Genomic DNA, 22,549 nt, shown 5'->3' on the forward strand with positions numbered 1-22,549 from the left:
GACTTTCCAATTCGTCAAGTTATAACTTTCCGCTGTGGAAAGTCGTCACTCGCCGGCGAATACGCCCTTCAGCTTGGCGAAGAAGCCCTGGCTCGCCGGGCATTCGTCGCCCGTCTCGGTCTCGCGGAACAGTTCCAGCAGTTCGCGCTGGCGCGTCGTCAGTCTGGTCGGCGTCTCGACGTCGATCTGGATGACGAGATCGCCCTGCCCGCGCCCTTGCAGCACCGGCATGCCGGCGCCGCGCTGGCGCAGCTGCTTGCCCGACTGGATGCCGGCCGGGATCTTGATCTCATGCGTGCGGCCGTCGAGGCCCGGGATCGACAGCGCCCCGCCCAAGGCGGCGGTGGTGAAGCTGATCGGCGCCCGCGCGAACAGCGTCGTGCCTTCGCGTTCGAAGATCGCGTGCCGTTTGACGTGGAGGAAGATGTAGAGGTCGCCCGGCGGTGCGCCACGCGGCCCCGCCTCGCCCTCACCCGACAGGCGGATGCGCGTGCCCTCGTCGACGCCGGGCGGCACGTTGACGGCCAGCGTCTTGGTCTTGTCGACCCGGCCATCGCCGCGGCAGTCGGGGCACGGATCGGCGATGATCTCGCCCGACCCCTGACACACCGGGCAGGCGCGCTCGACGACGAAGAATCCCTGCTGCGCACGCACCTTGCCGTGGCCGTTGCATTGGCGACAGGTCGAGGCATGCGTGCCGGGCTTCGCGCCCGAACCGTGGCAGGTGTCGCATTGCGCGGAGACGTCGACGGTGATCTCGGTCTGCTTGCCATGGAACGCCTCTTCCAGGCTGACCTCCATGTCGTAGCGCAGATCGGCACCGCGGCGCTGCGGCTGGCGCCCGCCGCCGCGGCCGCCCATGAATTCGCCGAACACCGATTCGAAGATATCGGAAAAGCCGCTGAAATCCTGCGCGCCGCCGCCACCGCCGCCGCCATTCTGGAAGGCGGCATGGCCGTAGCGATCATAGGCCGCGCGCTTCTGCGGGTCCTTCAGGACCTCATAAGCTTCGCTGACCGCCTTGAACTTGGCTTCGCTGTCCTTGCACCCGGCATTCTTGTCGGGATGATACTTCATCGCAAGCTTGCGGTACGACGATTTCAGCGTCGCGCCGTCCGCATCACGCTCGCATTCGAGCAGTTCGTAATAGTCGACTGTGGTGCTCATGCCCGTCCTCTAGCGCGAGACGATATGACGGTCGCACCAAAATCCCGTTCGTGCTGAGCCTGTCGAAGCACGGCTCTCCGCAAGCGGCCCGCTTGGGGCACACGCCCTTCGACAGGCTCAGGGCGAACGGGTTCGGGGTTGGTTACCGTCATATCACCCCACGTTCCACCCCGAAGTCCCCCTGCCGGAAAGTCACAAAAGTCACGCCGAAGCATGTGTTGTGCGGCAGGGGGACGGGGTCGTCCTTACGCCTTGTGGTCGTCGACTTCCGAGAATTCGGCGTCGACCACATCGTCCTTCGGCGCTTCGCCCGCCGCATCACCCTGGGGTGAGGCTTCGGCAGCCTGCGTCTTTTCATAGATCGCCTGGCCGAGCTTCATCGCGACCTGCGCCAGCGCCTGGCTCTTTTCGGTCATCTGGTCGGCATCTCCGCCTTCGACCGCCTTCTTGGCTTCATCGATCGCCGCCTGGATTTCCGACTTGAGCGACTCGTCGACCTTGTCGCCATTGTCGGCAAGCTGGCGCTCGGTGGTGTGGATCAGCGATTCGGCGTTGTTCTTCGCCTCGGCACCGGCACGACGCTTCTTGTCCTCTTCCGCGAACTTCTCCGCGTCGCGGACCATCTGGTCGATGTCGGCATCCGACAGGCCACCGGAGGCCTGGATGCGGATCTGCTGTTCCTTGCCGGTGCCCTTGTCCTTGGCGGACACGTTGACGATGCCGTTGGCGTCGATGTCGAACGTCACCTCGATCTGCGGCACGCCGCGCGGCGCCGGCGGGATGCCGACCAGGTCGAACTGGCCGAGCAGCTTGTTGTCCGCCGCCATCTCGCGCTCGCCCTGGAACACGCGGATCGTCACCGCGCCCTGGTTGTCGTCGGCGGTCGAATAGGTCTGCGACTTCTTGGTCGGGATCGTCGTGTTGCGATCGATCATGCGGGTGAACACGCCACCCAGCGTCTCGATGCCGAGCGACAGCGGCGTCACGTCGAGCAGCAGCACGTCCTTGACGTCGCCCTGCAACACGCCCGCCTGGATCGCGGCGCCCATCGCGACGACCTCGTCAGGGTTGACGCCGGTGTGCGGGTCCTTGCCGAAGAAGTTCTTCACCGCTTCGCGGACCTTGGGCATGCGGGTCATGCCGCCGACGAGGACGACTTCGCTGATGTCGCCGGTCTTGACGCCGGCGTCGGCCAGCGCCTTCTTCATCGGCTCGATCGTGCGCTGGATCAGGCTGTCGACCAGACGCTCCAGATCGGCGCGGCTGATCGTCTTGACGAGGTGCTTCGGCCCGTTCTGGTCGGCGGTGATGAAGGGCAGGTTGACCTCGGTCGAGGCGGCCGACGACAACTCGATCTTCGCCTTTTCCGCGGCTTCCTTCAGGCGCTGGAGCGCGAGCTTGTCCTTGGCGAGGTCGATGCCCTCGTCCTTCTTGAAGCCCTCGGCGAGATATTCGACCAGCTTGTTGTCGAAGTCTTCGCCGCCCAGGAAGGTATCGCCGTTGGTCGCCTTCACCTCGAACACGCCGTCGCCGATCTCGAGGATCGAGACGTCGAACGTGCCGCCGCCGAGATCGTAGACCGCGATCGTCTTGCCGTCCTGCTTTTCGAGGCCATAGGCGAGCGCCGCCGCGGTCGGCTCGTTGATGATGCGCAGCACTTCGAGGCCGGCGATCTGGCCGGCATCCTTGGTCGCCTGGCGCTGCGCGTCGTTGAAGTAGGCCGGCACGGTGATGACCGCCTGCGTCACCGTCTCACCGAGGTAGGATTCGGCGGTTTCCTTCATCTTCTGGAGCGTGAAGGCGCTGATCTGCGACGGGCTGTAATCCTTGCCGCCCGCCTGCACCCATGCATCACCGTTGCCGCCGCGCACGATGTGGTACGGAACCAGCTCGGTGTCCTTCTTGGTGATCGGATCGTCGAAGCGGCGGCCGATCAGGCGCTTCACCGCGAAGATCGTGTTGTCACCATTGGTGACGGCCTGGCGCTTCGCCGGCTGGCCGACCAGGCGCTCGCCATCCTTGGCGAAGGCGACGATCGACGGCGTGGTGCGCGCGCCTTCCGCATTCTCGATCACCTTGGGCTTGCCGCCCTCCATCACCGCGACGCAGCTGTTGGTGGTGCCGAGGTCGATACCGATTACTTTAGCCATGTGTGCTTGCTGAGCCCCTCACGTACGAAAAACGAATAGCAAAAAAGCCATGGAACCTTTGCCCCGTTACGGCAGCGAAAGTTCCCGTGCATGGCGGCGATATAGGAGGGGTTCCGCTTGCCGCAAGACGGCGAGACCCATAGGGCTGATGCGAGAAGGATCCCGTTTCGGGAAGGAGAGCGGCGATGCGGGTAACGGGGCGGGTGACGGGACGCGTGACGGGGCGGGTGGCGGGGCGGGTGGCGGCGCTGGGACTGGCGGCGATGCTGTCGGCGTGCAGCAAACCCGACCGGGTGACGGTGGACGATGCCTGGATCCGCCTGCCCGCCGTCGCCGGGCGTCCGGGCGCGGCCTATTTCACCCTGCACGGCGGCCCCTCCAACGCGACGCTGATCGACGTCGGCGCCGACATCGCGATCCGCGCCGAGATGCACGAGAGCATGACCGGGGCGGGCGGCATGGCGGCGATGAAGCCGCTCGCCAGCGTCGCCGTGCCGGCGCGTTCCGACATCGTCTTCGCCCCCGGCGGGCGCCATGTCATGCTGTTCGACATCAACCCCAAGGCGAAGGCCGGGCGCATCTACAACCTGACGCTGAACTTCGCCAACGGCGGCCGCATCTATGCGCCGGTGACGGTGGTGGGACCGAGCGATCCCGCGCCGGATTTCTGATGTCCCCGCCCCCGTCGCGCGGCCTGACCGAGGGCGAGCGTGCGCTCGCCGCGAGCGTCTTCCACGACGCGATCGACTATGACGCGGTGCGCATCGCGCGGCGGAAATGGGCGTTCTTCCAGCCGCGCGATACCGTGATGGCACCGACCGGCTGCATCCATTTCCACCCCAAGGGCCAGGGCTATCGCGAGGATTTCGCCGCCGCGGCGCTCGCCGACCAGGGGCTCTTCATCCACGAAATGGTGCATATCTGGCAGCATCAACGCGGCATATGCCTGCCGCTCGCCCGCCACCCCTTCTGCCGCTACACCTATGCGTTGAAGCCGGGCCAGCCGCTCAACCGCTACGGCATCGAGCAGCAGGGTGAGATCGTGCGCCACGCCTTCCTGCTCCGCCACGGCGCACGTGTGCCGGGCGCGCCGCCGGTGCCGCTTCCACGTCAGTGGATCAAGCTTCAAAGCGCGGCGAAATCGATCGGGGCGTGGCGGTCGAGCGTCTGCGGGGCGGGCGGCATCGGGTATTTGAGGCCGGTGGCGCAATTGAACAGCACGACGCGCTCGTCCTCGTCGACCTCGCCGGTGCGCAGCGCCTCGCGATAGGCGGCCAGTGTCGCGCCGCCTTCCGGGCAGAGCAGCAGGCCGTCCTTGCGCGCGGCATCGTCCACCGCCTGCAGGATGGCGGGATCGCCGACGCCCAGCGCCTTGCCGCCGCTCTCGCGCACCGCGCGCAGAATCAGGAAGTCGCCCACGGCCCTGGGCACGCGGATGCCGGCGGCGACGGTGTGCGCGTCCTCCCAGCGCTCGGCATGCTCCACCCCCGCCTCGAACGCGCGCACGATCGGCGCGCAGCCCGACGCCTGCACCGCATACATGCGCGGCCGCTTCGCACCGATCCAGCCGAGCCGCTCCAGCTCGTCGAACGCCTTCCACATGCCGATCAACCCCGTGCCGCCGCCGGTCGGGTAGAAGATCGCATCGGGCAGCTCCCAGCCGAGCTGCGCGGCGAGTTCGAGGCCCATCGTCTTCTTGCCCTCGATCCGATAGGGCTCCTTCAGCGTCGAGAAGTCGAACCAGCGCCCCTCGGCGGCCCCCTTGCCCACGATCGCGCCGCAATCGTCGATCAAGCCGTTGACCCGCCACACCCGCGCGCCCTGCATCGCGATCTCGCGGACGTTCACCTCCGGCGTATCCTCGGGGCAGAACACGATCGTCTCGATACCGACGCGCGTCGCATAGGCGGCAAGCGCGGCGCCGGCATTGCCGTTGGTCGGCATGGCGATGCGACTGACGCCTAGTTCCTTGGCCATCGCCACCGCCATCACCAGCCCGCGCGCCTTGAAGCTGCCGGTCGGCAGGCGTCCTTCGTCCTTGACCAGCACGTTACCGCTGCCGGCGCTTTTGGGGATCGGGATCAGCGGCGTCTCGATCTCGCCCAGGCTGACGACATTGTTCGTGCCTCGCACCGGCAGCAGCTCGCGCCAGCGCCACAGGTCGGTCGGCCGCGTCTCGAGCAGGCGCTTGGGCAGGTTGGCGGCGACCGCATCAAGGTCGTAGCGCACCAGCAGCGGCCGTCCGGCGCGCGACAGCCCATGCAGCCGGTCCGCCTCGTAACGCTCGCCGGTCAGCGAGCATTCGAGATGCGTGACGAAGGTCGGGCGATCGGTGGTGAGATTGGGGTTCATGCGACATCCTCTAGCCTTGTCAGAGAGATAGCGTCCACTTGATTAGATGGCTGATTGTAGTTACAATCAGATATGGAGATCGCGTTCGATACGGTGAAAGACGCGATCAACCGCGACAAGCATGGCGTGTCATTGGCTTTCGGCGAGCGGATCATGACCGACCCAAGCCATATCGTTGTTCCTACCGTTCGGCTGGAAGACGAAGAACCCCGTTTCAAGATGATCGGTTAGGTCGGAGGACGATTATGGACGGGCGTTTTCGTATACCGAGAGTCGACGATACGCTTTATCTCAGTTCGAAGGAGTAACGGCAGTGAACGACGGATCCATCATAGCGATTAAAGCAGATCCCCATGATCCCGAGGATCGGGATGTCACGGCCGAAGCATTGGAGCACGCACTCGCCGAACGCCGCGCACGGCTGCGCGGTTTGCAACGCTCACCCACCAAGAAGCAGGTGACGCTGCGCCTCGATCCGGAGGTCCTCGACAAGTTCCGGGCGACCGGTCGCGGCTGGCAGGCTCGGATGAACGACGTGCTGAAGGCGGCCAAGGTCTAGCCGCGGCGAGCGAGGGGAGCCGAGCGGCTCCCCTCGCAGGATCAATCCGGCTTCTTCGCCACGCCAACCAGCGCGGGGCGGAGCAGGCGGTCCTTGATCATATAGCCTGCCTGCATTTCCTGCACGATGGTGCCGGGCTCGGCATCGCTCGGCACTTCCATCATCGCCTGGTGCTTGTTGGGGTCGAGCGCCTGGCCCATCGCCTCGATGCGGGTGATGCCGTTGCGGGCGAAGACGCTGTCGAGCTCGCGGCCGGTCGCCTCGAGGCCGGTGACGAGGCCCTTGAGCTTCTCGTCGCCGCGCAGGTCCGCCGGGATAGCCGACAGGCCGCGCGACAGGTTGTCGGCGACCGACAGGATGTCGCGCGCGAACGAGGTGGTGGAGTAGTTGCGTGCGTCGGCCACTTCCTTTTCGGCACGGCGGCGGACGTTCTGGATCTCCGCCTGCGCGTAGAGCGTCTGCTGCTTCGCGTCGGCCAACTGGTTTTCCAGATCGGCGACGCGATCGTGCTCGGCCACCTCGGGCGCAGCCTCCGCCGTCTCGTGACGCAGGTCGTCCGCGCCGGTCTTCGTCTCTTCGGTCATTCGATTCCCTGTGTTTCAGCCCATCAGTCGGGCGAGCGTTGCCGCCGTGAAATCCACCATGGGCACGACGCGCGCATAGTTCAACCGCGTCGGGCCGATCACGCCGACCACGCCGACCACCCTGCCGCCCGGCCCGCGGAACGGCCGCGCGATCACCGACGAGCCGGACAGCGCGAACAATTTGTTCTCGGCGCCGATGAAGATGCGCGTCGCGTCCCCTGCCCGCGCGCTGTCGAGCAGCTCGGCGATCTCCTGCTTGCCTTCGAGGTCGTCGAGCAGGTCGCGCACCCGGTCGAGGTCGGCGGCCGCCGCCGCATCGATCAGCCGCCCCTGCCCGCGCACGATCAGCACCGGGCGGCGCGTGCCGTCCTCGCTCCACACGGCGAGCCCCGCCTCGACCAGCGCGCGGGCGACGCCGTCGATCGCCGCCTCGCCCTCCGCCAATTGCCGGCCGATCCGTGCCCGCGCCTCGGCAAGGGTCAGGCCGGAGAGGGTCGCGGTCATGTAATTGCCCGCCTCGACCAGGGCGGACGGCGTCATGCCGGCGGGCAGGTCGATCACCCGGTTCTCGACCGAACCATCCTCGCTCACCAGCACCGCCAGTGCCTGCAACGCCGACAGCGGCACGAAACCGATCGAGCGCAGCGCCAGTTCGCGCTTGGGCACCATCACGAGTCCCGCGCAGGCGGACAGGCCGGACAGCGCCGCGGTGGTCGCCGCCAGCGCCTCCTCGACCGGGCCATGGCGGCCGGCGCGCGCCTCGATCGCGGCGCGTTCCTCGGGCGAGGGCTCCAGCGCCTGCATCATGCCGTCGACGAACAGGCGCAGGCCGCGCTCGGTCGGCACCCGCCCGGCGCTGGTGTGCGGACTGGCGAGCAGGCCCAGTTCCTCCAGCTCCTGCATCACGCCGCGGATCGAGGCGGGCGACAGCCGCAGGCCGGCGGCGGCGGCGATCGTCTTCGATCCCACCGGCATGCCGCTTTCGACATAGCCATCGACCACGGCACGGAAGATATCGCGCGCGCGGTCGGTCAGTTCGGTGACCGGCGGTCCCATGATGCCGATTATCTAGGGCGTTGGGGATCGCCGATAAAGGCCGCGATCGGCAGCGCGTCCGGTGCGGATCGCAGCGCATCGCGCATCGCTTGCGGGCCGCAGCCGTAATAGAGGTTGAGATGCTGGCTGGCGCCGCTCGCCTCGCTCCAGACGACATCGACGCTGGGCATGTCCGACACCATCGGGCCGCCGCACAGGGGCGTGCCCATCTGATAGAGCTTCTCGCCCTCGGCCGGTCGATAGGGCGCCAGCCTGGCAGCGAAGCTGTGGTAGGCGGCAGGCGTCGCCTGGAACCGCCTGATCCCGCTCACCGCCGTGAACCTCTTGCCCTCGAACGTCCCGCTGCCGTCCGGCGCGATGGTGACGGCATAGACCGGGCAGGTGCCGAAGCAGGGCGCGGTTTCGTAGCGGATCGTTTCGCTTTCCAGCGCCACCGGGCGGCCGTTGCGCGATGCATCCACCACCACGCAGCCGGACAGCGTGCCGGCCAGTGCCACGGCCGCCAACCCCACGATTACGCTCTTCATGTTCCTGTCCCCTTTGCTGAACACTGGCGCGCGCCAGCGGTGCCGTCTAGGGCTTGGGCTATCGAACCTTGAGGAGAGTTGAATGCGCCCCAGCGGCCGCGCCCCCGACCAGATGCGCACCATCACGATCGAACCGAACTTCACGCGCCATGCCGAAGGATCGGTGCTGGTCGGCTTCGGCGATACCAAGGTGCTGGTGACCGCCAGCCTGGAAGAGCGCGTGCCGCCGTTCCTGCGCGGCAAGGGCGAGGGCTGGGTGACCGCCGAATACGGCATGCTCCCCCGCGCGACGCACACGCGCGGCAGCCGTGAAGCCGCCAAGGGCAAGCAATCGGGCCGCACGCAGGAAATCCAGCGCCTGATCGGCCGCTCGCTGCGCTCGGTGGTCGACATGAAGCTGCTCGGCGAGCGCCAGATCACGCTCGACTGCGACGTCATCCAGGCGGACGGCGGCACCCGCACCGCCGCCATCTCCGGCGCCTGGGTCGCGCTGCGCCTGGCGGTGAACACGCTGCTGGCAAACGGCAAGCTGACCGTTGATCCGATCCGCCAGAAGGTCGCCGCCGTCAGCTGCGGCATCTACCAGGGTACGCCGGTCCTCGACCTCGATTACCTCGAGGATTCGGGCGCGGATGCCGACGGCAACTTCGTCCTCCTCGAAAACGGCAACATCGCCGAGGCGCAGGCCACCGCCGAGCACGCGACCTATGACGAGGAAGCGCTGCTGCGCCTGCTGCGCCTCGCCCGCATCGGCTGCGGCGAAATCTTCGCCGCACAGGATCGCGCGGTCCGATGAGCGGCCAGGACGAACGCGGAGAAGGCCGCCAGGCGATCCGCAAGCTCGCCCCCGGCCGGATCGTCATCGCCAGCCATAATGCCGGCAAGGTGCGCGAGATCGCCGAACTGCTCGGGCCGTACGGCATCGAACCCGTCTCGGCGGGCGAGCTCGACCTGCCCGAGCCCGAGGAGACCGGCACCACCTTCGTCGCCAATGCCGAGTTGAAGGCGTTGCAGGCGGCGGACCTGTCCGGCCTGCCCGCGCTCGCCGACGACAGCGGGCTGTGCGTCGATGCGCTGGGCGGCGACCCCGGCATCTTCTCGGCGCGCTGGGCCGGCGAAGCCAAGGACTTCGACCTCGCCATGCGGCTGGTCGAGGATCGGCTGGGCGAGGAACCCGGCAGTCCGCGCGATGCGCATTTCGTCTGCGCGCTGGCGCTGGCCTGGCCCGACGGTCATGTCGAATGGTTCGAGGGGCGGGTCGACGGCACGCTCGTCTGGCCGCCGCGCGGCGCCAACGGTTTCGGCTATGACGCGATGTTCCTGCCCATCGACGGCACGGAGACGTTCGGCGAGATGGAGCCCGCCGCCAAGCATGCGGTGAGCCATCGCGCCGACGCCTTTCGCCAGCTGGTGGACGCCGTCCTCTGATCGAACCGGCCCCGCGGATCGACGCCGGCCTGGTGCGCGGCTGGCTGGCCGCGCGCTCGCTGTCGCGCGGCCTGCCGATGCCGGTCGCCGACAGCGGCGGCTGGCGGGTCGATACCGGCAGCGAGGCCGAACGCCGCCGCTACGTCTTCGCCGACGCCGGGCCGGGACTGACGCGCCTGCTCGCTACGATCACCGAGCCGCGCGTGTTCGTGAAGCTGTGCGCCGATGCCGCCACCTACGGCGCACTGCTGCCCGCCGGCTGGGCGATCACCGATGCCAATGGCATGATGGTGACCGATGCGGTCGTCGGCGCCCAGCCCCTGCCCGCCGGCTATCGGCTGACGGTGGATAGCGCGGGCGACGTGACCCATGCCGTCATCATCGCGCCCGACGGCGGGCAGGCGGCGAGCGGCTATGCCGCCGCGCTCGACGGTATCTTCGTCTACGACCGGATCGTCACCGACGAAGCGCACCGCCGCCGCGGCCTGGGGCGAGCGCTGATGGCAACGCTCGGCGCACGACGCCCGGCGCATGCCCGCCAGGTGCTGACCGCGACGGCCATGGGCGAGGCGCTGTACGCGACGCTCGGCTGGCGCCGCTACACGGCCTATACCACCGCGACGCTGGCCTGAGCGGTCAATAGACCTTGACGCCGAACAGGTTGCCGGGCGGCGCATAGCGGCAGACCAGATAATCGTCGGTGGCGCTGCTCGCCAGCGCGCAGCCGACCTCCGTCGTGCGGCGCGAGACGATCTGGCCATAATGGCTGACGTCCTGCCAGCGGCCGGTGCGGCTGAACTGCGGCACCGGCAGGTTGATGAAATCGGGCCGTTCCCCCAGCCAATGGGCGACCATCTCGTCATAGCGATAGGCGCCGCGGGTGCCCGTCCACAGATTCTCGCCTTCGCGATCGAGGCCCATCGACTGCGGCGCATGTTCGAAGCGGCCGGTGCGCGCCATCGTCTCGGCATAGGTTCGGGCCGACGCGGCGAGGCGATCGCTCCACGCCAGCGGCGCCAGCCCGCGGTCGGCGCGCTCGCGGTTCTGCGCCGAGAGCATCGCGGTGCGCAGCAGCACCGATCCGCGCGGCGCCGGTTCCGCGCTCGTCCGCGCCTCCACGACCCGCTCCGGACCCTGCGTGCAGGCGGCGAATGACAGCAGGAGGGCAAGCCAGCGGTGGCGTTTCGGGATCATCGCCGCCATATCGGCCACATCATGATCCCCGACAAGTCGCCGCTCGCCCTGTACGTCCATTGGCCGTTCTGCGTCTCCAAATGCCCTTACTGCGACTTCAACAGCCACGTGCGCGACCATGTCGACCAGCAGCAATGGCGCGACGCGCTGCTCGCCGACCTGGCGCACGAGGCGCGCGCGCTGCCGGGTCGCACGCTGGGATCGATCTTCTTCGGCGGCGGCACGCCGTCGCTGATGCCGCCCGCCACCGTCGCGGCGATCCTGGAGGCGGCGCAGCGCCACTGGACGCCGGCGCCGGACATCGAGATCACGCTGGAGGCGAACCCGTCGTCCGTCGAGGCGGCACGGTTCGCCGATCTGGCCGCGGCGGGGGTCAACCGCGTGTCGCTGGGCCTGCAGGCGCTGGACGATGCCAGCCTGCGCTTCCTCGATCGCGCGCATGACGTGCACGAGGGGCTCGGCGCGCTGGCGGTGGCGCAGCGCCATTTCGCGCGCGTCAGCTTCGACCTGATCTACGCGCTGCCTGCGCAGAGCCTTGCCGCATGGGAGGCGGAGCTGGCGCAAGCGCTGGCACTCGGCACCGAGCATCTGTCGCTCTACCAGCTGACCATCGAGCCCGGCACGCGTTTTGCCACCGAAGCGGCCAGGGGGCGCCTGACCATCCCCGACGAAGATACCGCCGCCGACCTGTTCGAGGCGACGCGGGCGATGACCGCGGCGGCGGGGCTGCCGGCCTATGAAACCTCCAACCACGCCCGGCGTGGCGCGGAGAGCCGGCATAACCTCACCTATTGGCGCTACGGCGACTATGCCGGCGTGGGGCCGGGGGCGCATGGCCGCCGCGACGGGCTAGCCACGCAGCGCCACCGGAAGCCCGAGAACTGGCTCGCCGCGGTGGCGCGCAACGGCCACGGGTTGCAGGTGGAGGATCCGCTTGCGGCGCATGACCGGGGAGCCGAGGCGCTGGTGATGGGGCTGCGGCTGGTGGAGGGTGTCGACCTTGCCCATGTCGCGGCGGTGGCCGGCGGCAGCGCGCCGATCGACTGGGCGGCGGTGGCGCGGCTGGAGGCGCAGGGGCTGGTCGCGCGCGCGGGCGAGCGGCTGCGCGTCACCGAAGCGGGCGCGCTGCTGCTCGATGCGATCCTGCCGATGGTGGTGCGCGATGCCCCTGCCCCTTCCGCCACGCCGCAGGTGACGTGACGGCAGGGGCCGCTTACCCGCCGAAGCCGGTCGGGGCCGGCGACACGGTGACGATCGTGCCGTTCTGGATCTCCTGCACCTCCAGCGCGCGTTCGGCGACGCCGTCGCGGCCGAAGCGGAAGGCGCCGTCGATGCCGGCGAAACCGTCCGCATCGCGTAGCCGGTTTTCGGGGAAGCGCCGCCCCACCGGCCAGTCGCGCGCGATCCGCACCGTCAGCAGCACCGCATCATAGCCCAAGCTGGACAAGCGGTAGGGCGCGGCATTGTAGCGCGACCGGTATTTCGCGGCATATTGGCGGTAGAGCGTGTTGCCGACGCTGGCGAACCAGGCGCCGTTCAGCGCCGGCTTGGCCGCGAGGTTGCTTTCGGAATTCCACAATTCGGTGCCGAGAATGTGCGTCGAGGCGCCGCTGCCGCGCTTGATGAGCGGTGCCGCGACCGCAGCCGGGGTGCCGGCATCCGCGACCAGCACCGCGCCATAGGGCGCCTTGGCATTGAGCCGCGTCACCGCGCCGGTGATGCCGCCCGCGGTGCGGCCATAGGTCTGCAGCGATACGACCGATCCACCCGTGCCCTCCACCGAGCGCAGGAAAGCGGTGGAGGCGCGCTCGCCGTACAGGCCGTTGGGGATGAGCCCGGCAAAACTGGTGACGCCGCGGCTGCTGGCGTAGCGCACGACGCGGTCGATCGACTGCGCCGGCGCATAACCCATCAGATAGACGCCATTGCCGGCGACCGAGGCGTCGTTGGAAAAAGCCAGCACCGGCACGCCCGCCGCCCGCGCGATCGGCGCGACCGTGCGCACGTCCTCCGACAGGAGCGGGCCGAGGATCAGCTGCGCGCCCTCCGCGATGGCGCGCTGCGCGGCGGCGGCGGCACCGGTGGCGGTGTCGTAATTGGTGATGCGGACCTTGTCGGTGCCGGTGTCGAGCACCGCCAGCATGGTCGCATTGGCGATCGAGCGGCCGACGCCGGCATTGCTGCCCGACAGGGGCACCAGCAGGGCGACACGGTTGCGCTGGGTATCGCGCGGCAGGCCGGTCTCGACCGGCTCGGGCCGTTCGGCCTGCGGACGCTGCGGGCGGGTCGGCGCCTCGACGGGACCACGCGGCACGACGGTGGAACAGGCGGCGAGCATCGCCGCGGCGGCCAGCGCGGCCCAGCGCCGCACGCCTGGCCACGACCGCCCCGTCCACGGCTGTCCAAATGTTGCTGCCTCTGCCATGACGTCCCCCGTGGCCATTACCGAACCTCTCGCACCCGGACTCTATATCGTCGCGACGCCGATCGGCAATCTTGCTGACCTATCGCCGCGCGCCGCCGACATCCTCGGCCGCGCCGACGTGATAGCGGTGGAGGACAGCCGCGTCACCGCCGGACTGCTCCGCCATATCGGCGTCAAGCGCCCGATGCTGCCCTATCACGACCATAACGCCGAAGGGGTGCGGCCGGGGCTGATCGCCCGGATGGCGGGCGAGGCCGTCGCGCTCGTCTCCGACGCGGGTACGCCGCTAATCTCCGACCCCGGCTACAAGCTGGTGCGCGACGCGCGCGCCGCCGGCCATGCGGTGGTGACGATTCCCGGCCCGTGCGCCGCGGTCGCCGCGCTGACGCTGGCCGGGCTGCCGACCGACCGCTTCCTCTTCTGCGGCTTCCTGCCGAGCAAGGCGCATGCGCGCAGCGCCGCCATCGCCGAGATCGCCGCGATCCGGGCGACGCTGGTCCTGTACGAATCCGGTCCGCGCCTTGCCGCCTGCCTGGCGGCGCTGGCGCAAGGCCTCGGCGACCGCGAGGCGGCGGTGACGCGCGAGATCACCAAGCGGTTCGAAGAGGCGGTCACCGGCACATTGTCCACCCTCGCCGCCCGCTATGCCGACGCTGCCCCCAAGGGCGAGATCGCCATCGTCGTCGCCCCCCCCGGCGAGGCGCCGCCGCCGGCGATCGAGGATGCCGACGCCGCCCTCGCCGAAGCACTCACCCGCCTGCCGGTCGCCAAGGCGGCGGGCGAGGTGGCGAAGGCGTTCGGGCTCGACCGCAAGACGCTGTATGCGCGGGCGCTGGCGATGAAGGGCGAGGGGTGATCGTTTCGAGAGCGATCACATCCAAGGCTGCTTCTTCCTTCCCTCTTTCCTTGGACAGAAGCGAGGAAGGCGCAGTCGGTTCAGCGAGACAACCTTCTATTCCAACGACGACCGATGATTAGCAACGCTATCGGTGTGATATAGAACCACGCCGCGATCACAGCCCAAGTTGCGATACCCTCAGCAGTGCTATCTGCACTGGAATTCGGCCAAAAAGGCAGCTCCAGAAGCAAAACGCTCAGCAAGACGATCGGGATTGCGGTCGCAATCCAGACAGCTGCAATGAACCGGAACAACCAGAGTTTGGCTTTTGCGAAATCCTGAACCACCACGATAATATGTCGGCGATTGGGCTCGGAGTCCACCAATCCTGATGGCCGTCTGTTGAATGACTATGCCTTATCATCTTGCCTCCCCGCTCCACGCAACGCACACTCGACCCATGCCCCGCCCGCCCCGCCGCCCGACCACCCACGCCCGCCAGGCCGCCGATGCCGCCGGGCGTCGGGGCGAGCGGCTGGCGGGGTGGTGGTTGCGGTTGAAGGGGTGGAGCATCCTCGATCGGCGGGTGCGCACGCCGGCGGGGGAGGTCGACCTCGTCGCGCGGCGCGGCAGCCTGATCGCCTTCGTCGAGGTGAAGACGCGGGCGCGGGCGGGCGAGCTCGACTTCGCGATCGACGAGCGGCGGCTTGCCCGCGTCGCGGCGGTGGCGGAGATGCTGATGCCGCGCTATGCCGGGCCGGGTGACGATATCCGGATCGACGTGATCCTGCTCGCCCCCGGCACCCGGCCGCGGCACATCGAGAATGCGTGGATAGGGTGACTTTGCGGCGGTCACGCCCTACGTCCCGCCGCATCTTGCCAATCGGAGCGCGCCCATGTCCCTCACCGTCGCCGTCCAGATGGACCCGCTCGAGAGCATCGCCATCGCCGGCGATTCCACCTTCGCGCTGATGCTGAGCGCGCAGGCGCGCGGGCACCGGCTGTTCCACTATCTTGCCGAAGACCTCAACTATCGCGACGGCCGCGTCTGGGCGCAGGCACGCGCCGTGACCGTGCAGCGTGTCGCGGGCGATCACTTCCGCGCCGAAGCGCCGGTCAGCCTCGATCTGGGCACGGAGGCGGACGTGGTGCTGATGCGGCAGGATCCGCCGTTCGACCTCGGCTATATCACCGCGACGCACCTGCTCGAACGGATCGCCGAACAGACCCTGGTGGTGAACAACCCGCGCAGCGTGCGCAACGCGCCCGAAAAGGTGTTCGTGCTCGACTATGCGCAGTTCATGCCGCCGACGCTGGTGACGCGCAGCCTGGACGAGGCGCGCGCCTTTTTGGCGGAGCATGGCGAGATCGTGGTGAAGCCGCTGCACGGCAACGGCGGCAAGGCGATCTTCCGCGTCGGCAGCGACGGCGCCAACCTGTCGGCGCTGATCGAGGTGTTCAACCAGACCTGGCGCGAACCGCACATGATCCAGGCGTTCCTGCCCGCGGTGGCGGAGGGCGACAAGCGCATCGTGCTGGTCGACGGCGAGGTCGCGGGCGCGATCAACCGTCTGCCCGGCGCGGGCGAGATCCGGTCCAACCTGGCGGTCGGCGGATCGGCGGTGAAGACCGAACTGACGGCGCGGGAACGCGAGATCTGCGCCGCGCTGGGGCCGGAACTGAAGCGCCGCGGGCTCCTGTTCGTCGGTATCGACGTGATCGGCGGCGAGTGGCTGACCGAGATCAACGTCACCTCGCCCACCGGCATCGTCGCGATCGAGCGGTTCGACGGCACCGATGTCGCCGGCCTCATCTGGGACGCGATCGAGCGGCACATCGGGGAGCGGCAATCCCAAGGCGCGGCGGAACGGGGCTGAGGCCCCCGCCGTTACCAATCCCGCATGACCGACTTCATCCTCAACGGGATCGCCTGGGGCGGCTATGTCGGCATCTTCCTGCTGATGGCGCTGGAGAACATCGTGCCGCCGATCCCGTCGGAGGTCATCATGGGCCTGGGCGGCATGGCGGTGGCGCGCGGCGACATGGCGATGGTGCCGCTGGTGCTGTGGGGAACGGCGGGCACCACCGCGGGCAATTACTTCTGGTACTGGGTCGGCCGGCACCTCGGCTACCAGCGCTTCCGCCCCTTCGTCGAGCGGCACGGCCGCTGGCTGACGATGGAATGGGAGGATGTCGAGAGGCTGCATCGCTTCTTCGTCCACCACGGCGGCTGGGTGGTGTTCGTGTTCCGCTTCATGCCGACCTTTCGCACGATCATCTCACTGCCCGCCGGCATCACCTGCATGCCCCTGTGGCGATTCCTCGTCTGGACGTTCGCGGGCAGCCTGATCTGGAACACGATCCTCGCCGCCGCCGGCCTGTATCTGGGTTCGCGCTTCGGCGAACTCGACCGTTATGTCGGACCGCTGGCGGTGGCGATCACGGTGCTGATCGTGCTCGGTTATCTGTGGCGGGTCGTCACCTGGAAGCCGCGCGCCCGCTGATTCACGCCCGCGGGTGCGCGTTGCGATAGACGTCGAGCAGATGCGCGGCGTCCACTGCGGTATAGACCTGCGTCGAACTGAGGCTGGCGTGGCCGAGCAGCTCCTGCAAGGCGCGCAGGTCGGCACCGCGGCCGAGCAGATGCGTCGCGAAACTGTGGCGCAGCGCATGCGGCGTGGTGCGGTCGCCAAGGCCCAGTCGCCCGCGCGCGCCCTGCACTGCGCGGCGGATCAGGCTTGGCGCCAGCGGGCCGCCCTTCGCGCCGCGGAACAGCGGCGCCGCCGGATCGAGCGCCCAGGGTACGGCGCGCGCATAGGCCTCGATCGCGGCGCGCACCTGCGGCAGCAGCGGCACGATGCGCGTCTTGTCGCGCTTGCCCGTCACCACCAGCGTTTCGCCGAGCGGCAGGATGCGCGCGGGGAGCGCGATCGCCTCGCCGATGCGCAGGCCCGCACCGTAGAGCAGCAGCAGCACCGCCCAGTCGCGTGCGCCGATCCACGGCTCCACCGCCTCGTCCGCCACCTCCTGCGCCAGCGCCACCGCCTCGGCCGGAGCGATCGGTCGCGGCACGCCGGTCTTCACCCGCGGACCGCGCAGTCGCGGGCGATCCGCATCCGGCGCGGCGAAGGCGAGGAAACCGCGCACCGCGGACAATTCCCGCGCCGCCGAGACGTTGGTCAGCCCCTCCGCCCGGCGAACCGCCAGGAACGCCCTGAGGTCGGCCGCGGTGACGCGCGCCAGCGCCGCGGCATCGGCCGGGCCGCCCCAATGGCCCTGCAGAAAAGCGGTCAACCGCTCCGCCGTCGCCTGATAGGCGCGCACGGTGTGCGGCGAGCGCCGCCGGTCACGTGCCAGATGCGCGGCCCATTGCATCGATAGCGGGAGGGGGGCGTCGCTCATTCCACCGCATCTGTGCACCTGCCCATCGGTACGGAAAAGCCAATTTTAACGTCTTTTCCGGCATGAGGGCGCCGCCATGAGTGATCCTGCGTCCCCTGCCGGCCTGCCCTATGACGAGACGAGCCGGCTTGCCGCGCTGCATGCGCTGGCCCTGCTCGACAGCGAACCGGAACGCGAATTCGACGCGGTCGTCGCGCTCGCCGCGGACCTGCTCGGCTGTCCGACGGCGATGCTGACGCTGATCGACCGCGACCGGCTGTGGATCAAGGCGAGTACCACGCCCGGCGCGCGCGAACTCGATCGCGACATCGCCTTTTGCGATCGGACGATCCGCCAGCAGACGCCGCTGATCGTCGACGACCTGAGCGACGATCCGCGCTTCCGCGACAATCCGCTGGTGACGGACAGCGGGCTGCGCTTCTACGCCGGCACCGCCATCCATGTCGCCGATGGCGCGGGCGTGCGCCAGCCGATCGGCACCCTGTGCGTGCTCGATTCGAGCCCGCGCTCGCTCAACGCCGCGGGCGATGCCGCGCTGAAGCACCTCGCCAGCCTCGCCGAGGCGCTGATCGCCGCGCGGCGCACCGCGCTGGAGGCGATCCGCATCGCCACCACGGGCGAGGAGCTGGTCGGGCAGCTCGCCCGCAAGGATCGCATCTTCCGCCAGGCGGAACGGATTGCGATGATCGGATCGTGGCGCGTGTCGCTCGACGGGCCGACGCTGGAATGGTCCGACAACGTGTTCCGCATCCACGGACTGCCGGTCGGCGAGGTGCCGCCGCTGGAGCGCGCGCTCGATTACTACCCGCCACATGCGCGCGACATGGTGTCGGAAACGATCGCCCGCACGATCAGGACCGGCGCCCCGTTCGAATTCGAGACCGACCTCGTCACCGCCGATGGCCGCCACCGCCGCGTGCGCGCCGCCGCCGAGGCGGAGATGGTCGACGGCCACGTCCACGCGCTGGTCGGCGTGTTCCAGGACATCACCGAACGCCATGGGCTGGAGACGCAGCTGCGTCGCTCGGCAGATACCGATGCGCTGACCGGCATCGCCAACCGCGCCGCCTTCGACCGCGAACTGGACATGGCGATGCGCCGCGCCCGCAGCGAAGGCACGCCGCTGATGCTGGTGCTGATCGACCTCGACGGGTTCAAGGGGATCAACGATTCGCTCGGCCACGATGCCGGCGACGAGGTGCTGCGCCTGACCGGCGCGGCACTGACCCAGCCCTGGCTGCGCGATTGCTTCGCCGCACGCATCGGCGGCGACGAATTCGCGATCATCGTCACCGATCCCGCCACGATCGCCCGTGGCGAACAATTGCGCTGCGATATCGAGGCGGTGCTGCGCGTACCGGTGGAGGCGGGCGGCATCACCATGACCAGCGCCGGCTCGGTCGGCATGGCGCTGTTCGACGCGAGCTACCGGTCGCTGCGCGATTTCGCGCGGGCCGCCGATTCGGTGCTCTATGCCGCCAAGCGCGCCCGCGTCGGCATCCGACAGCCCGAGGCGTCGCGCAAAGCGGCATAACGCTTCACGCCGAGTCGCCGAGCCCCCATATGGGGCGTGTCATGTCTTCGCGCGCCCGCGTCCTCGTCCTCAATTCCGCGCTCGGCCCGCTCGACTATCGCGTGCCGGCGGGCATGCACGTCGAGCCCGGATCGATCGTCATCGCGCCCTTGGGGCCGCGCCAGCTGCTCGGCGTCGTCTGGGAGCCCGAGCGCCTGCCGTCGGATGCCGAGGTCGGCGACAACCGTCTGCGCCCGCTGCTCGGCACGGTGGACGTGCCGCCCCTCGCCGCCCCCTTGCGCCGGCTGGTGGAATGGACCGCGGATTACTACCTCGCGCCGCCCGCCGCGGTCGTGCGGATGGCGCTCGCCTCCACATCGGCGCTGGAGGGGGCGCGCACCGCGACCGAATATCGCGCCACCGGCACCGTGCCGCCCCGCCTCACCCCGCAGCGCGAACAGGCGCTGGAGCGGATCGGCGACCGGCAGGGGCTGATCCGCGAACTCGCCGGCATCGCCGACGTCTCCGACGCGGTCATCCGCGGCCTCGTCAAGAGCGGCGCGATCGAGGCGGTGGAGGTGGATATCGACAGCCCCTATCCGCATCCCGATCCCGCCTTCGGCGCGCCGACGCTGGCCGGCGAACAGCAGGCCGCCGCCGACACTTTGGTCGCGCACGTCGCCGCCCGCGCCTTTCACCCGACGCTGCTCGACGGGGTCACCGGATCGGGCAAGACCGAGGTGTATTTCGAGGCGGTGGCGGAGGCGATCCGCGAGGGGCGGCAATGCCTGGTGCTGCTGCCCGAGATCGCGCTGACCGAACCGTTCCTGAAGCGGTTCCACGACCGCTTCGGCTGCGAACCCGTCGCATGGCATTCGGGCCTGCGCTCGACGCAGCGCCGCCGCGCATGGCGAGCGATCGCGAGCGGCGAGGCGCTGGTGACGGTCGGCGCGCGTTCGGCTTTGTTCCTGCCCTATCGCAACCTCGGCTTGATCGTCGTCGACGAGGCGCACGAGACGAGCTTCAAGCAGGAAGAGGGCGTCCATTACCACGCCCGCGACGTCGCCGTGATGCGCGGCAAGTTCGAGGGTTGCCCGGTGATCCTCGCCAGCGCCACCCCGGCGATCGAGACGCGCCAGCAGGTGGCGCTCGGCCGGTACGAGGAATTGAAGCTGCCCGGCCGCTACGGGCCGGCCGAGATGCCGACGATCGAGGCGATCGACCTGATCCAGGCGCCGCCCGAGCGGGGGCGCTGGATCGCGCCCAGGCTGGTCGCCGCGCTGGAGGAGACGCTGGGCAAGGGCGAACAATCGCTGCTGTTCCTCAACCGTCGCGGCTATGCGCCGCTGACCCTGTGCCGGACCTGCGGCCACCGCTTCCAATGTCCCAATTGCACCGCTTGGATGGTCGAGCACCGGCTGACCCGGCGGCTCGCCTGCCACCATTGCGGCCATGTCATGCCGACGCCGCGCGCCTGCCCGGAGTGCAAGGAAGAGGACAGCCTGGTCGCCTGCGGCCCTGGCGTCGAGCGGATCGCCGACGAGGTGACGGCGCTGTTTCCGAACGCCCGGGTCGCCATCGTCACCTCCGACACGATCTGGTCGCCGGCCAAGGCGGCGGAGTTCGTCGGGCGGATGGAGGCGGGCGACATCGATATCGTCGTCGGTACGCAATTGGTTACCAAGGGCTATCACTTCCCCAACCTCACCCTGGTCGGCGTCGTCGATGGCGATCTGGGGCTGGAGGGCGGCGACCTGCGGGCGGCGGAGCGCACCTTCCAGCAGATCCGCCAGGTGTCGGGACGGGCCGGGCGCGGGAGCAAGCCGGGCCACGTCTTCATCCAGACCCACAGCCCCAAGGCGCAGGTGATGCAGGCGCTGGTGACCGGCGATGCCGATGCCTTCTACGAAGCGGAGACGGAGGCACGGCGCGATGCCGGCGCGCCGCCGTTCGGCCGCTATGCGGCGATCGTCGTGTCGTCGGAGGAGCAGACCTGCGCCCATGAGGTCGCACGGCTGGTCGCCCGCACCGCGCCGCAGGTGGAGGGCATGGCGGTCTATGGCCCCGCCCCTGCCCCGCTCGCGATGCTGCGCGGGCGCCATCGCTATCGGCTGCTCGTCCATGCCCGCCGGGCGCTGGACGTGCAGGACGTCATTCGCGACTGGCTGGGCGATCTCGACTGGCCGGCAAAAGCGCGCGTGACGGTGGACGTGGATCCCTATAACTTCCTGTAGCAGACCAATTCAGGTCCAGGAGGTTTCGGACATGACGACGCGGCGCGGCTTTCTGGGGGGCATGGCGGCGGCCGGCGGGGTGGCGACGGTAGCCGGCGCGGCGGCGCCCGTGCGCGATCCGGCGATGATCGTCTCGACCTGGGATTTCGGCGCCGCCGCCAACGCCGCCGCGTTCGCGAAGCTCAAGGCGAGCGGCAGCCTGATCGATGCGGTCGAGGCGGGCGGCATGGTGCCGGAGGCGGACCCGACCAACCATTCGGTCGGCTATGGCGGCTATCCCGACCGCGACGGGCATGTGACGCTGGACGCGGTCATCATGGACGATCGCGGCGGCGTCGGCGCGGTAGCGGCGCTGGAGGATACGGTGCACGCGATCTCGGTCGCGAGGGCCGTGATGGAAAAGACGCCGCACACCTTCATCGTCGGCGAAGGCGCGACGCGATTCGCGCGCGATCAGGGCCTCCCGAAGGTCGATCTGCTGACCCCGGAGGCGGAGAAGGCGTGGCGCGACTGGCTGAAGACGGCGCAGTACAAGCCGGAAGCCAATATCGAGAACCGCCGCATGCCGAGGGGCGGCGCGCTCGACCACGACACGATCGGCCTGCTGGCGCGTGATGCCTCCGGGCGAATGGCGGGGGCGTGCACCACGTCGGGCATGGCATTCAAGATGCGCGGCCGGGTCGGCGATTCGCCGCAGGTCGGCAGCGGGCTGTATGTCGAGGCGGGCGTCGGCGGGGCGACCTCGACCGGGCTCGGCGAGGAGGTGACGCGGATCGCCGGCACGGCGCGGGTCGTCGCCTCGATGCGGGCCGGCCTGTCGCCGCAGGCGGCGTGCGAGGAGGTGGTGCGGCATATCGCCCGGCTGCGCGGCGACGCGATCAAGGGCGTGCAGGTCGGCTTTCTGGCGCTGTCGCCGCAGGGCGAGGTCGGCGCCTTCTGCCTGCTGCCGGGGTTCACCTATGCGGTGACCGATATGGCGGGGCGGACGGTGGTGAAGAAGGGGGCGTCGCTGTTTGCGGCGTGAGTGGGTTATCTGGCCCCGTTCGTGCTGAGCGTGTCGAAGCACAGGTGAGATTCATGCCCTTCGACAGGCTCAGGGCGAACGGCGAGGCTGGGTCGA

General features: G+C 69.2%; 23 protein-coding genes and 1 pseudogene. 15 read left to right on the forward strand and 9 right to left on the reverse strand.

All coding sequences use genetic code 11. From position 1 onward, the window contains the following. Positions 1-45: 45 nt before the first annotated feature. A complete protein-coding gene (gene dnaJ / locus AC4GY7_RS11130; protein ID WP_443583259.1) occupies positions 46-1,167 on the reverse strand; it encodes a molecular chaperone DnaJ in 1,122 nt (373 codons plus the stop codon). A 245-nt stretch (positions 1,168-1,412) separates the two neighbouring features. Then, positions 1,413-3,317 (reverse strand): molecular chaperone DnaK, encoded by a 1,905-nt coding sequence (gene dnaK / locus AC4GY7_RS11135; RefSeq protein WP_443583260.1) that lies wholly within the window; start codon positions 3,315-3,317, stop codon positions 1,413-1,415. Between the two features lie 185 nt (positions 3,318-3,502). Here dnaK and AC4GY7_RS11140 point away from each other — a divergent pair, with 185 nt between their 5' ends. Together AC4GY7_RS11140 and AC4GY7_RS11145 are read left to right on the forward strand one after the other, a co-directional pair. Beyond that, positions 3,503-3,988, forward strand: a complete 486-nt coding sequence (locus AC4GY7_RS11140; protein WP_491113902.1) for a copper chaperone PCu(A)C — start codon at positions 3,503-3,505, stop codon at positions 3,986-3,988. Continuing rightward, positions 3,988-4,416: pseudogene (locus AC4GY7_RS11145) on the forward strand (vgr related protein); the annotation flags it as partial. The gene AC4GY7_RS11140 and the pseudogene AC4GY7_RS11145, both read left to right, overlap by 1 nt. Positions 4,417-4,442: 26 nt before the next feature. Here AC4GY7_RS11145 and AC4GY7_RS11150 read toward each other — a convergent pair. Continuing rightward, complete coding sequence (locus AC4GY7_RS11150; protein ID WP_491113904.1) at positions 4,443-5,669, reverse strand: threonine synthase; 1,227 nt, start codon at positions 5,667-5,669, stop codon at positions 4,443-4,445. Between the two features lie 72 nt (positions 5,670-5,741). On the opposite strand from AC4GY7_RS11150, the gene AC4GY7_RS11155 reads away from it, so the two are divergent. Together AC4GY7_RS11155 and AC4GY7_RS11160 are read left to right on the forward strand one after the other, a co-directional pair. After that, positions 5,742-5,900 carry a BrnT family toxin gene (locus AC4GY7_RS11155; protein ID WP_491113907.1) on the forward strand — a complete coding sequence of 53 codons (159 nt, stop codon included), beginning with the start codon at positions 5,742-5,744 and terminating at the stop codon, positions 5,898-5,900. An 82-nt stretch (positions 5,901-5,982) separates the two neighbouring features. Next, positions 5,983-6,228 (forward strand): BrnA antitoxin family protein, encoded by a 246-nt coding sequence (locus tag AC4GY7_RS11160; protein ID WP_491113910.1) that lies wholly within the window; start codon positions 5,983-5,985, stop codon positions 6,226-6,228. Between the two features lie 41 nt (positions 6,229-6,269). On the opposite strand, the gene grpE is transcribed toward AC4GY7_RS11160, so the two are convergent. Genes grpE through AC4GY7_RS11175 form a run of 3 tightly spaced genes read right to left on the reverse strand, consistent with a single transcriptional unit; the run spans position 6,270 to position 8,395 of the window. Continuing rightward, entirely contained in the window at positions 6,270-6,812 is a 543-nt protein-coding gene (gene grpE, locus AC4GY7_RS11165; RefSeq protein WP_491113913.1) for a nucleotide exchange factor GrpE, read from the reverse strand. A 15-nt stretch (positions 6,813-6,827) separates the two neighbouring features. After that, entirely contained in the window at positions 6,828-7,868 is a 1,041-nt protein-coding gene (gene hrcA, locus AC4GY7_RS11170) for a heat-inducible transcriptional repressor HrcA (RefSeq protein WP_491113916.1), read from the reverse strand. A gap of 8 nt (positions 7,869-7,876) precedes the next feature. After that, positions 7,877-8,395 (reverse strand): DUF6438 domain-containing protein, encoded by a 519-nt coding sequence (locus tag AC4GY7_RS11175; protein ID WP_491113919.1) that lies wholly within the window; start codon positions 8,393-8,395, stop codon positions 7,877-7,879. An 82-nt stretch (positions 8,396-8,477) separates the two neighbouring features. Between AC4GY7_RS11175 and rph the strand changes: the two genes are divergently transcribed. The 3 genes from rph to AC4GY7_RS11190 are packed head-to-tail and all read left to right on the forward strand — an operon-like array spanning position 8,478 to position 10,455. Continuing rightward, positions 8,478-9,191, forward strand: coding sequence for a ribonuclease PH (gene rph / locus AC4GY7_RS11180; RefSeq protein ID WP_491113922.1), 714 nt, complete (start codon positions 8,478-8,480; stop codon positions 9,189-9,191). Then, a complete protein-coding gene (gene rdgB / locus AC4GY7_RS11185) occupies positions 9,188-9,823 on the forward strand; it encodes an RdgB/HAM1 family non-canonical purine NTP pyrophosphatase (RefSeq protein ID WP_443583283.1) in 636 nt (211 codons plus the stop codon). Before rph ends, rdgB begins: the two co-directional genes overlap by 4 nt. Before the next feature lie 32 nt (positions 9,824-9,855). Then, a complete protein-coding gene (locus tag AC4GY7_RS11190) occupies positions 9,856-10,455 on the forward strand; it encodes a GNAT family N-acetyltransferase (protein WP_491113926.1) in 600 nt (199 codons plus the stop codon). 4 nt (positions 10,456-10,459) lie between these two features. Here the strand turns inward: AC4GY7_RS11190 and AC4GY7_RS11195 are convergent, their stop codons facing one another. Further along, positions 10,460-11,026 (reverse strand): CAP domain-containing protein, encoded by a 567-nt coding sequence (locus tag AC4GY7_RS11195; RefSeq protein ID WP_491113929.1) that lies wholly within the window; start codon positions 11,024-11,026, stop codon positions 10,460-10,462. Between the two features lie 12 nt (positions 11,027-11,038). Between AC4GY7_RS11195 and hemW the strand changes: the two genes are divergently transcribed. Continuing rightward, positions 11,039-12,217: a radical SAM family heme chaperone HemW gene (gene hemW, locus AC4GY7_RS11200; RefSeq protein WP_491113932.1), complete on the forward strand. Its 1,179-nt coding sequence runs from the start codon at positions 11,039-11,041 to the stop codon at positions 12,215-12,217. Positions 12,218-12,230: 13 nt separating this feature from the next. On the opposite strand, the gene AC4GY7_RS11205 is transcribed toward hemW, so the two are convergent. Beyond that, positions 12,231-13,442 (reverse strand): penicillin-binding protein activator, encoded by a 1,212-nt coding sequence (locus AC4GY7_RS11205; protein ID WP_491113935.1) that lies wholly within the window; start codon positions 13,440-13,442, stop codon positions 12,231-12,233. Between AC4GY7_RS11205 and rsmI the strand changes: the two genes are divergently transcribed. The 4 genes from rsmI (at position 13,441) to AC4GY7_RS11225 (ending at position 16,784) form a co-directional block, all read left to right on the forward strand. Continuing rightward, entirely contained in the window at positions 13,441-14,298 is an 858-nt protein-coding gene (gene rsmI, locus AC4GY7_RS11210) for a 16S rRNA (cytidine(1402)-2'-O)-methyltransferase (RefSeq protein WP_491113938.1), read from the forward strand. The genes AC4GY7_RS11205 and rsmI overlap by 2 nt on opposite strands. A 442-nt stretch (positions 14,299-14,740) precedes the next feature. Then, positions 14,741-15,121 carry a YraN family protein gene (locus tag AC4GY7_RS11215; protein WP_491113941.1) on the forward strand — a complete coding sequence of 127 codons (381 nt, stop codon included), beginning with the start codon at positions 14,741-14,743 and terminating at the stop codon, positions 15,119-15,121. Positions 15,122-15,176: 55 nt separating this feature from the next. Further along, the gene (gene gshB / locus AC4GY7_RS11220; RefSeq protein WP_491113944.1) at positions 15,177-16,157 is read left to right on the forward strand and encodes a glutathione synthase; all 981 of its coding nucleotides are present in this window, start codon (positions 15,177-15,179) and stop codon (positions 16,155-16,157) included. A gap of 24 nt (positions 16,158-16,181) precedes the next feature. After that, positions 16,182-16,784: a DedA family protein gene (locus AC4GY7_RS11225; RefSeq protein WP_443583292.1), complete on the forward strand. Its 603-nt coding sequence runs from the start codon at positions 16,182-16,184 to the stop codon at positions 16,782-16,784. A gap of 1 nt (position 16,785) precedes the next feature. Here the strand turns inward: AC4GY7_RS11225 and AC4GY7_RS11230 are convergent, their stop codons facing one another. Next, the gene (locus AC4GY7_RS11230; protein WP_491113947.1) at positions 16,786-17,682 is read right to left on the reverse strand and encodes a tyrosine recombinase XerC; all 897 of its coding nucleotides are present in this window, start codon (positions 17,680-17,682) and stop codon (positions 16,786-16,788) included. Between the two features lie 76 nt (positions 17,683-17,758). On the opposite strand from AC4GY7_RS11230, the gene AC4GY7_RS11235 reads away from it, so the two are divergent. The 3 genes from AC4GY7_RS11235 to AC4GY7_RS11245 are packed head-to-tail and all read left to right on the forward strand — an operon-like array spanning position 17,759 to position 22,453. Next, a complete protein-coding gene (locus AC4GY7_RS11235; RefSeq protein WP_491113950.1) occupies positions 17,759-19,216 on the forward strand; it encodes a diguanylate cyclase domain-containing protein in 1,458 nt (485 codons plus the stop codon). Between the two features lie 41 nt (positions 19,217-19,257). Next, a complete protein-coding gene (locus AC4GY7_RS11240) occupies positions 19,258-21,429 on the forward strand; it encodes a primosomal protein N' (RefSeq protein ID WP_491113953.1) in 2,172 nt (723 codons plus the stop codon). Positions 21,430-21,460: 31 nt separating this feature from the next. After that, complete coding sequence (locus AC4GY7_RS11245; RefSeq protein WP_491113956.1) at positions 21,461-22,453, forward strand: glycosylasparaginase; 993 nt, start codon at positions 21,461-21,463, stop codon at positions 22,451-22,453. Positions 22,454-22,549 lie beyond the last annotated feature (96 nt).

Source organism: Sphingomonas sp. SP5 (genome assembly GCF_058313455.1).

Coding starts and splice junctions, on each gene's coding strand:
- dnaJ (WP_443583259.1), bottom strand. CDS start 1,167: ATGAGCACCACAGTCGACTATTACGAACTGCTCGAATGCGAGCGTGAT.
- dnaK (WP_443583260.1), bottom strand. CDS start 3,317: ATGGCTAAAGTAATCGGTATCGACCTCGGCACCACCAACAGCTGCGTC.
- AC4GY7_RS11140 (WP_491113902.1), top strand. CDS start 3,503: ATGCGGGTAACGGGGCGGGTGACGGGACGCGTGACGGGGCGGGTGGCG.
- AC4GY7_RS11150 (WP_491113904.1), bottom strand. CDS start 5,669: ATGAACCCCAATCTCACCACCGATCGCCCGACCTTCGTCACGCATCTC.
- AC4GY7_RS11155 (WP_491113907.1), top strand. CDS start 5,742: ATGGAGATCGCGTTCGATACGGTGAAAGACGCGATCAACCGCGACAAG.
- grpE (WP_491113913.1), bottom strand. CDS start 6,812: ATGACCGAAGAGACGAAGACCGGCGCGGACGACCTGCGTCACGAGACG.
- hrcA (WP_491113916.1), bottom strand. CDS start 7,868: ATGGGACCGCCGGTCACCGAACTGACCGACCGCGCGCGCGATATCTTC.
- AC4GY7_RS11175 (WP_491113919.1), bottom strand. CDS start 8,395: ATGAAGAGCGTAATCGTGGGGTTGGCGGCCGTGGCACTGGCCGGCACG.
- rph (WP_491113922.1), top strand. CDS start 8,478: ATGCGCCCCAGCGGCCGCGCCCCCGACCAGATGCGCACCATCACGATC.
- rdgB (WP_443583283.1), top strand. CDS start 9,188: ATGAGCGGCCAGGACGAACGCGGAGAAGGCCGCCAGGCGATCCGCAAG.
- AC4GY7_RS11195 (WP_491113929.1), bottom strand. CDS start 11,026: ATGGCGGCGATGATCCCGAAACGCCACCGCTGGCTTGCCCTCCTGCTG.
- hemW (WP_491113932.1), top strand. CDS start 11,039: ATGATCCCCGACAAGTCGCCGCTCGCCCTGTACGTCCATTGGCCGTTC.
- rsmI (WP_491113938.1), top strand. CDS start 13,441: ATGACGTCCCCCGTGGCCATTACCGAACCTCTCGCACCCGGACTCTAT.
- AC4GY7_RS11205 (WP_491113935.1), bottom strand. CDS start 13,442: ATGGCAGAGGCAGCAACATTTGGACAGCCGTGGACGGGGCGGTCGTGG.
- AC4GY7_RS11215 (WP_491113941.1), top strand. CDS start 14,741: ATGCCCCGCCCGCCCCGCCGCCCGACCACCCACGCCCGCCAGGCCGCC.
- gshB (WP_491113944.1), top strand. CDS start 15,177: ATGTCCCTCACCGTCGCCGTCCAGATGGACCCGCTCGAGAGCATCGCC.
- AC4GY7_RS11225 (WP_443583292.1), top strand. CDS start 16,182: ATGACCGACTTCATCCTCAACGGGATCGCCTGGGGCGGCTATGTCGGC.
- AC4GY7_RS11230 (WP_491113947.1), bottom strand. CDS start 17,682: ATGAGCGACGCCCCCCTCCCGCTATCGATGCAATGGGCCGCGCATCTG.
- AC4GY7_RS11235 (WP_491113950.1), top strand. CDS start 17,759: ATGAGTGATCCTGCGTCCCCTGCCGGCCTGCCCTATGACGAGACGAGC.
- AC4GY7_RS11240 (WP_491113953.1), top strand. CDS start 19,258: ATGTCTTCGCGCGCCCGCGTCCTCGTCCTCAATTCCGCGCTCGGCCCG.
- AC4GY7_RS11245 (WP_491113956.1), top strand. CDS start 21,461: ATGACGACGCGGCGCGGCTTTCTGGGGGGCATGGCGGCGGCCGGCGGG.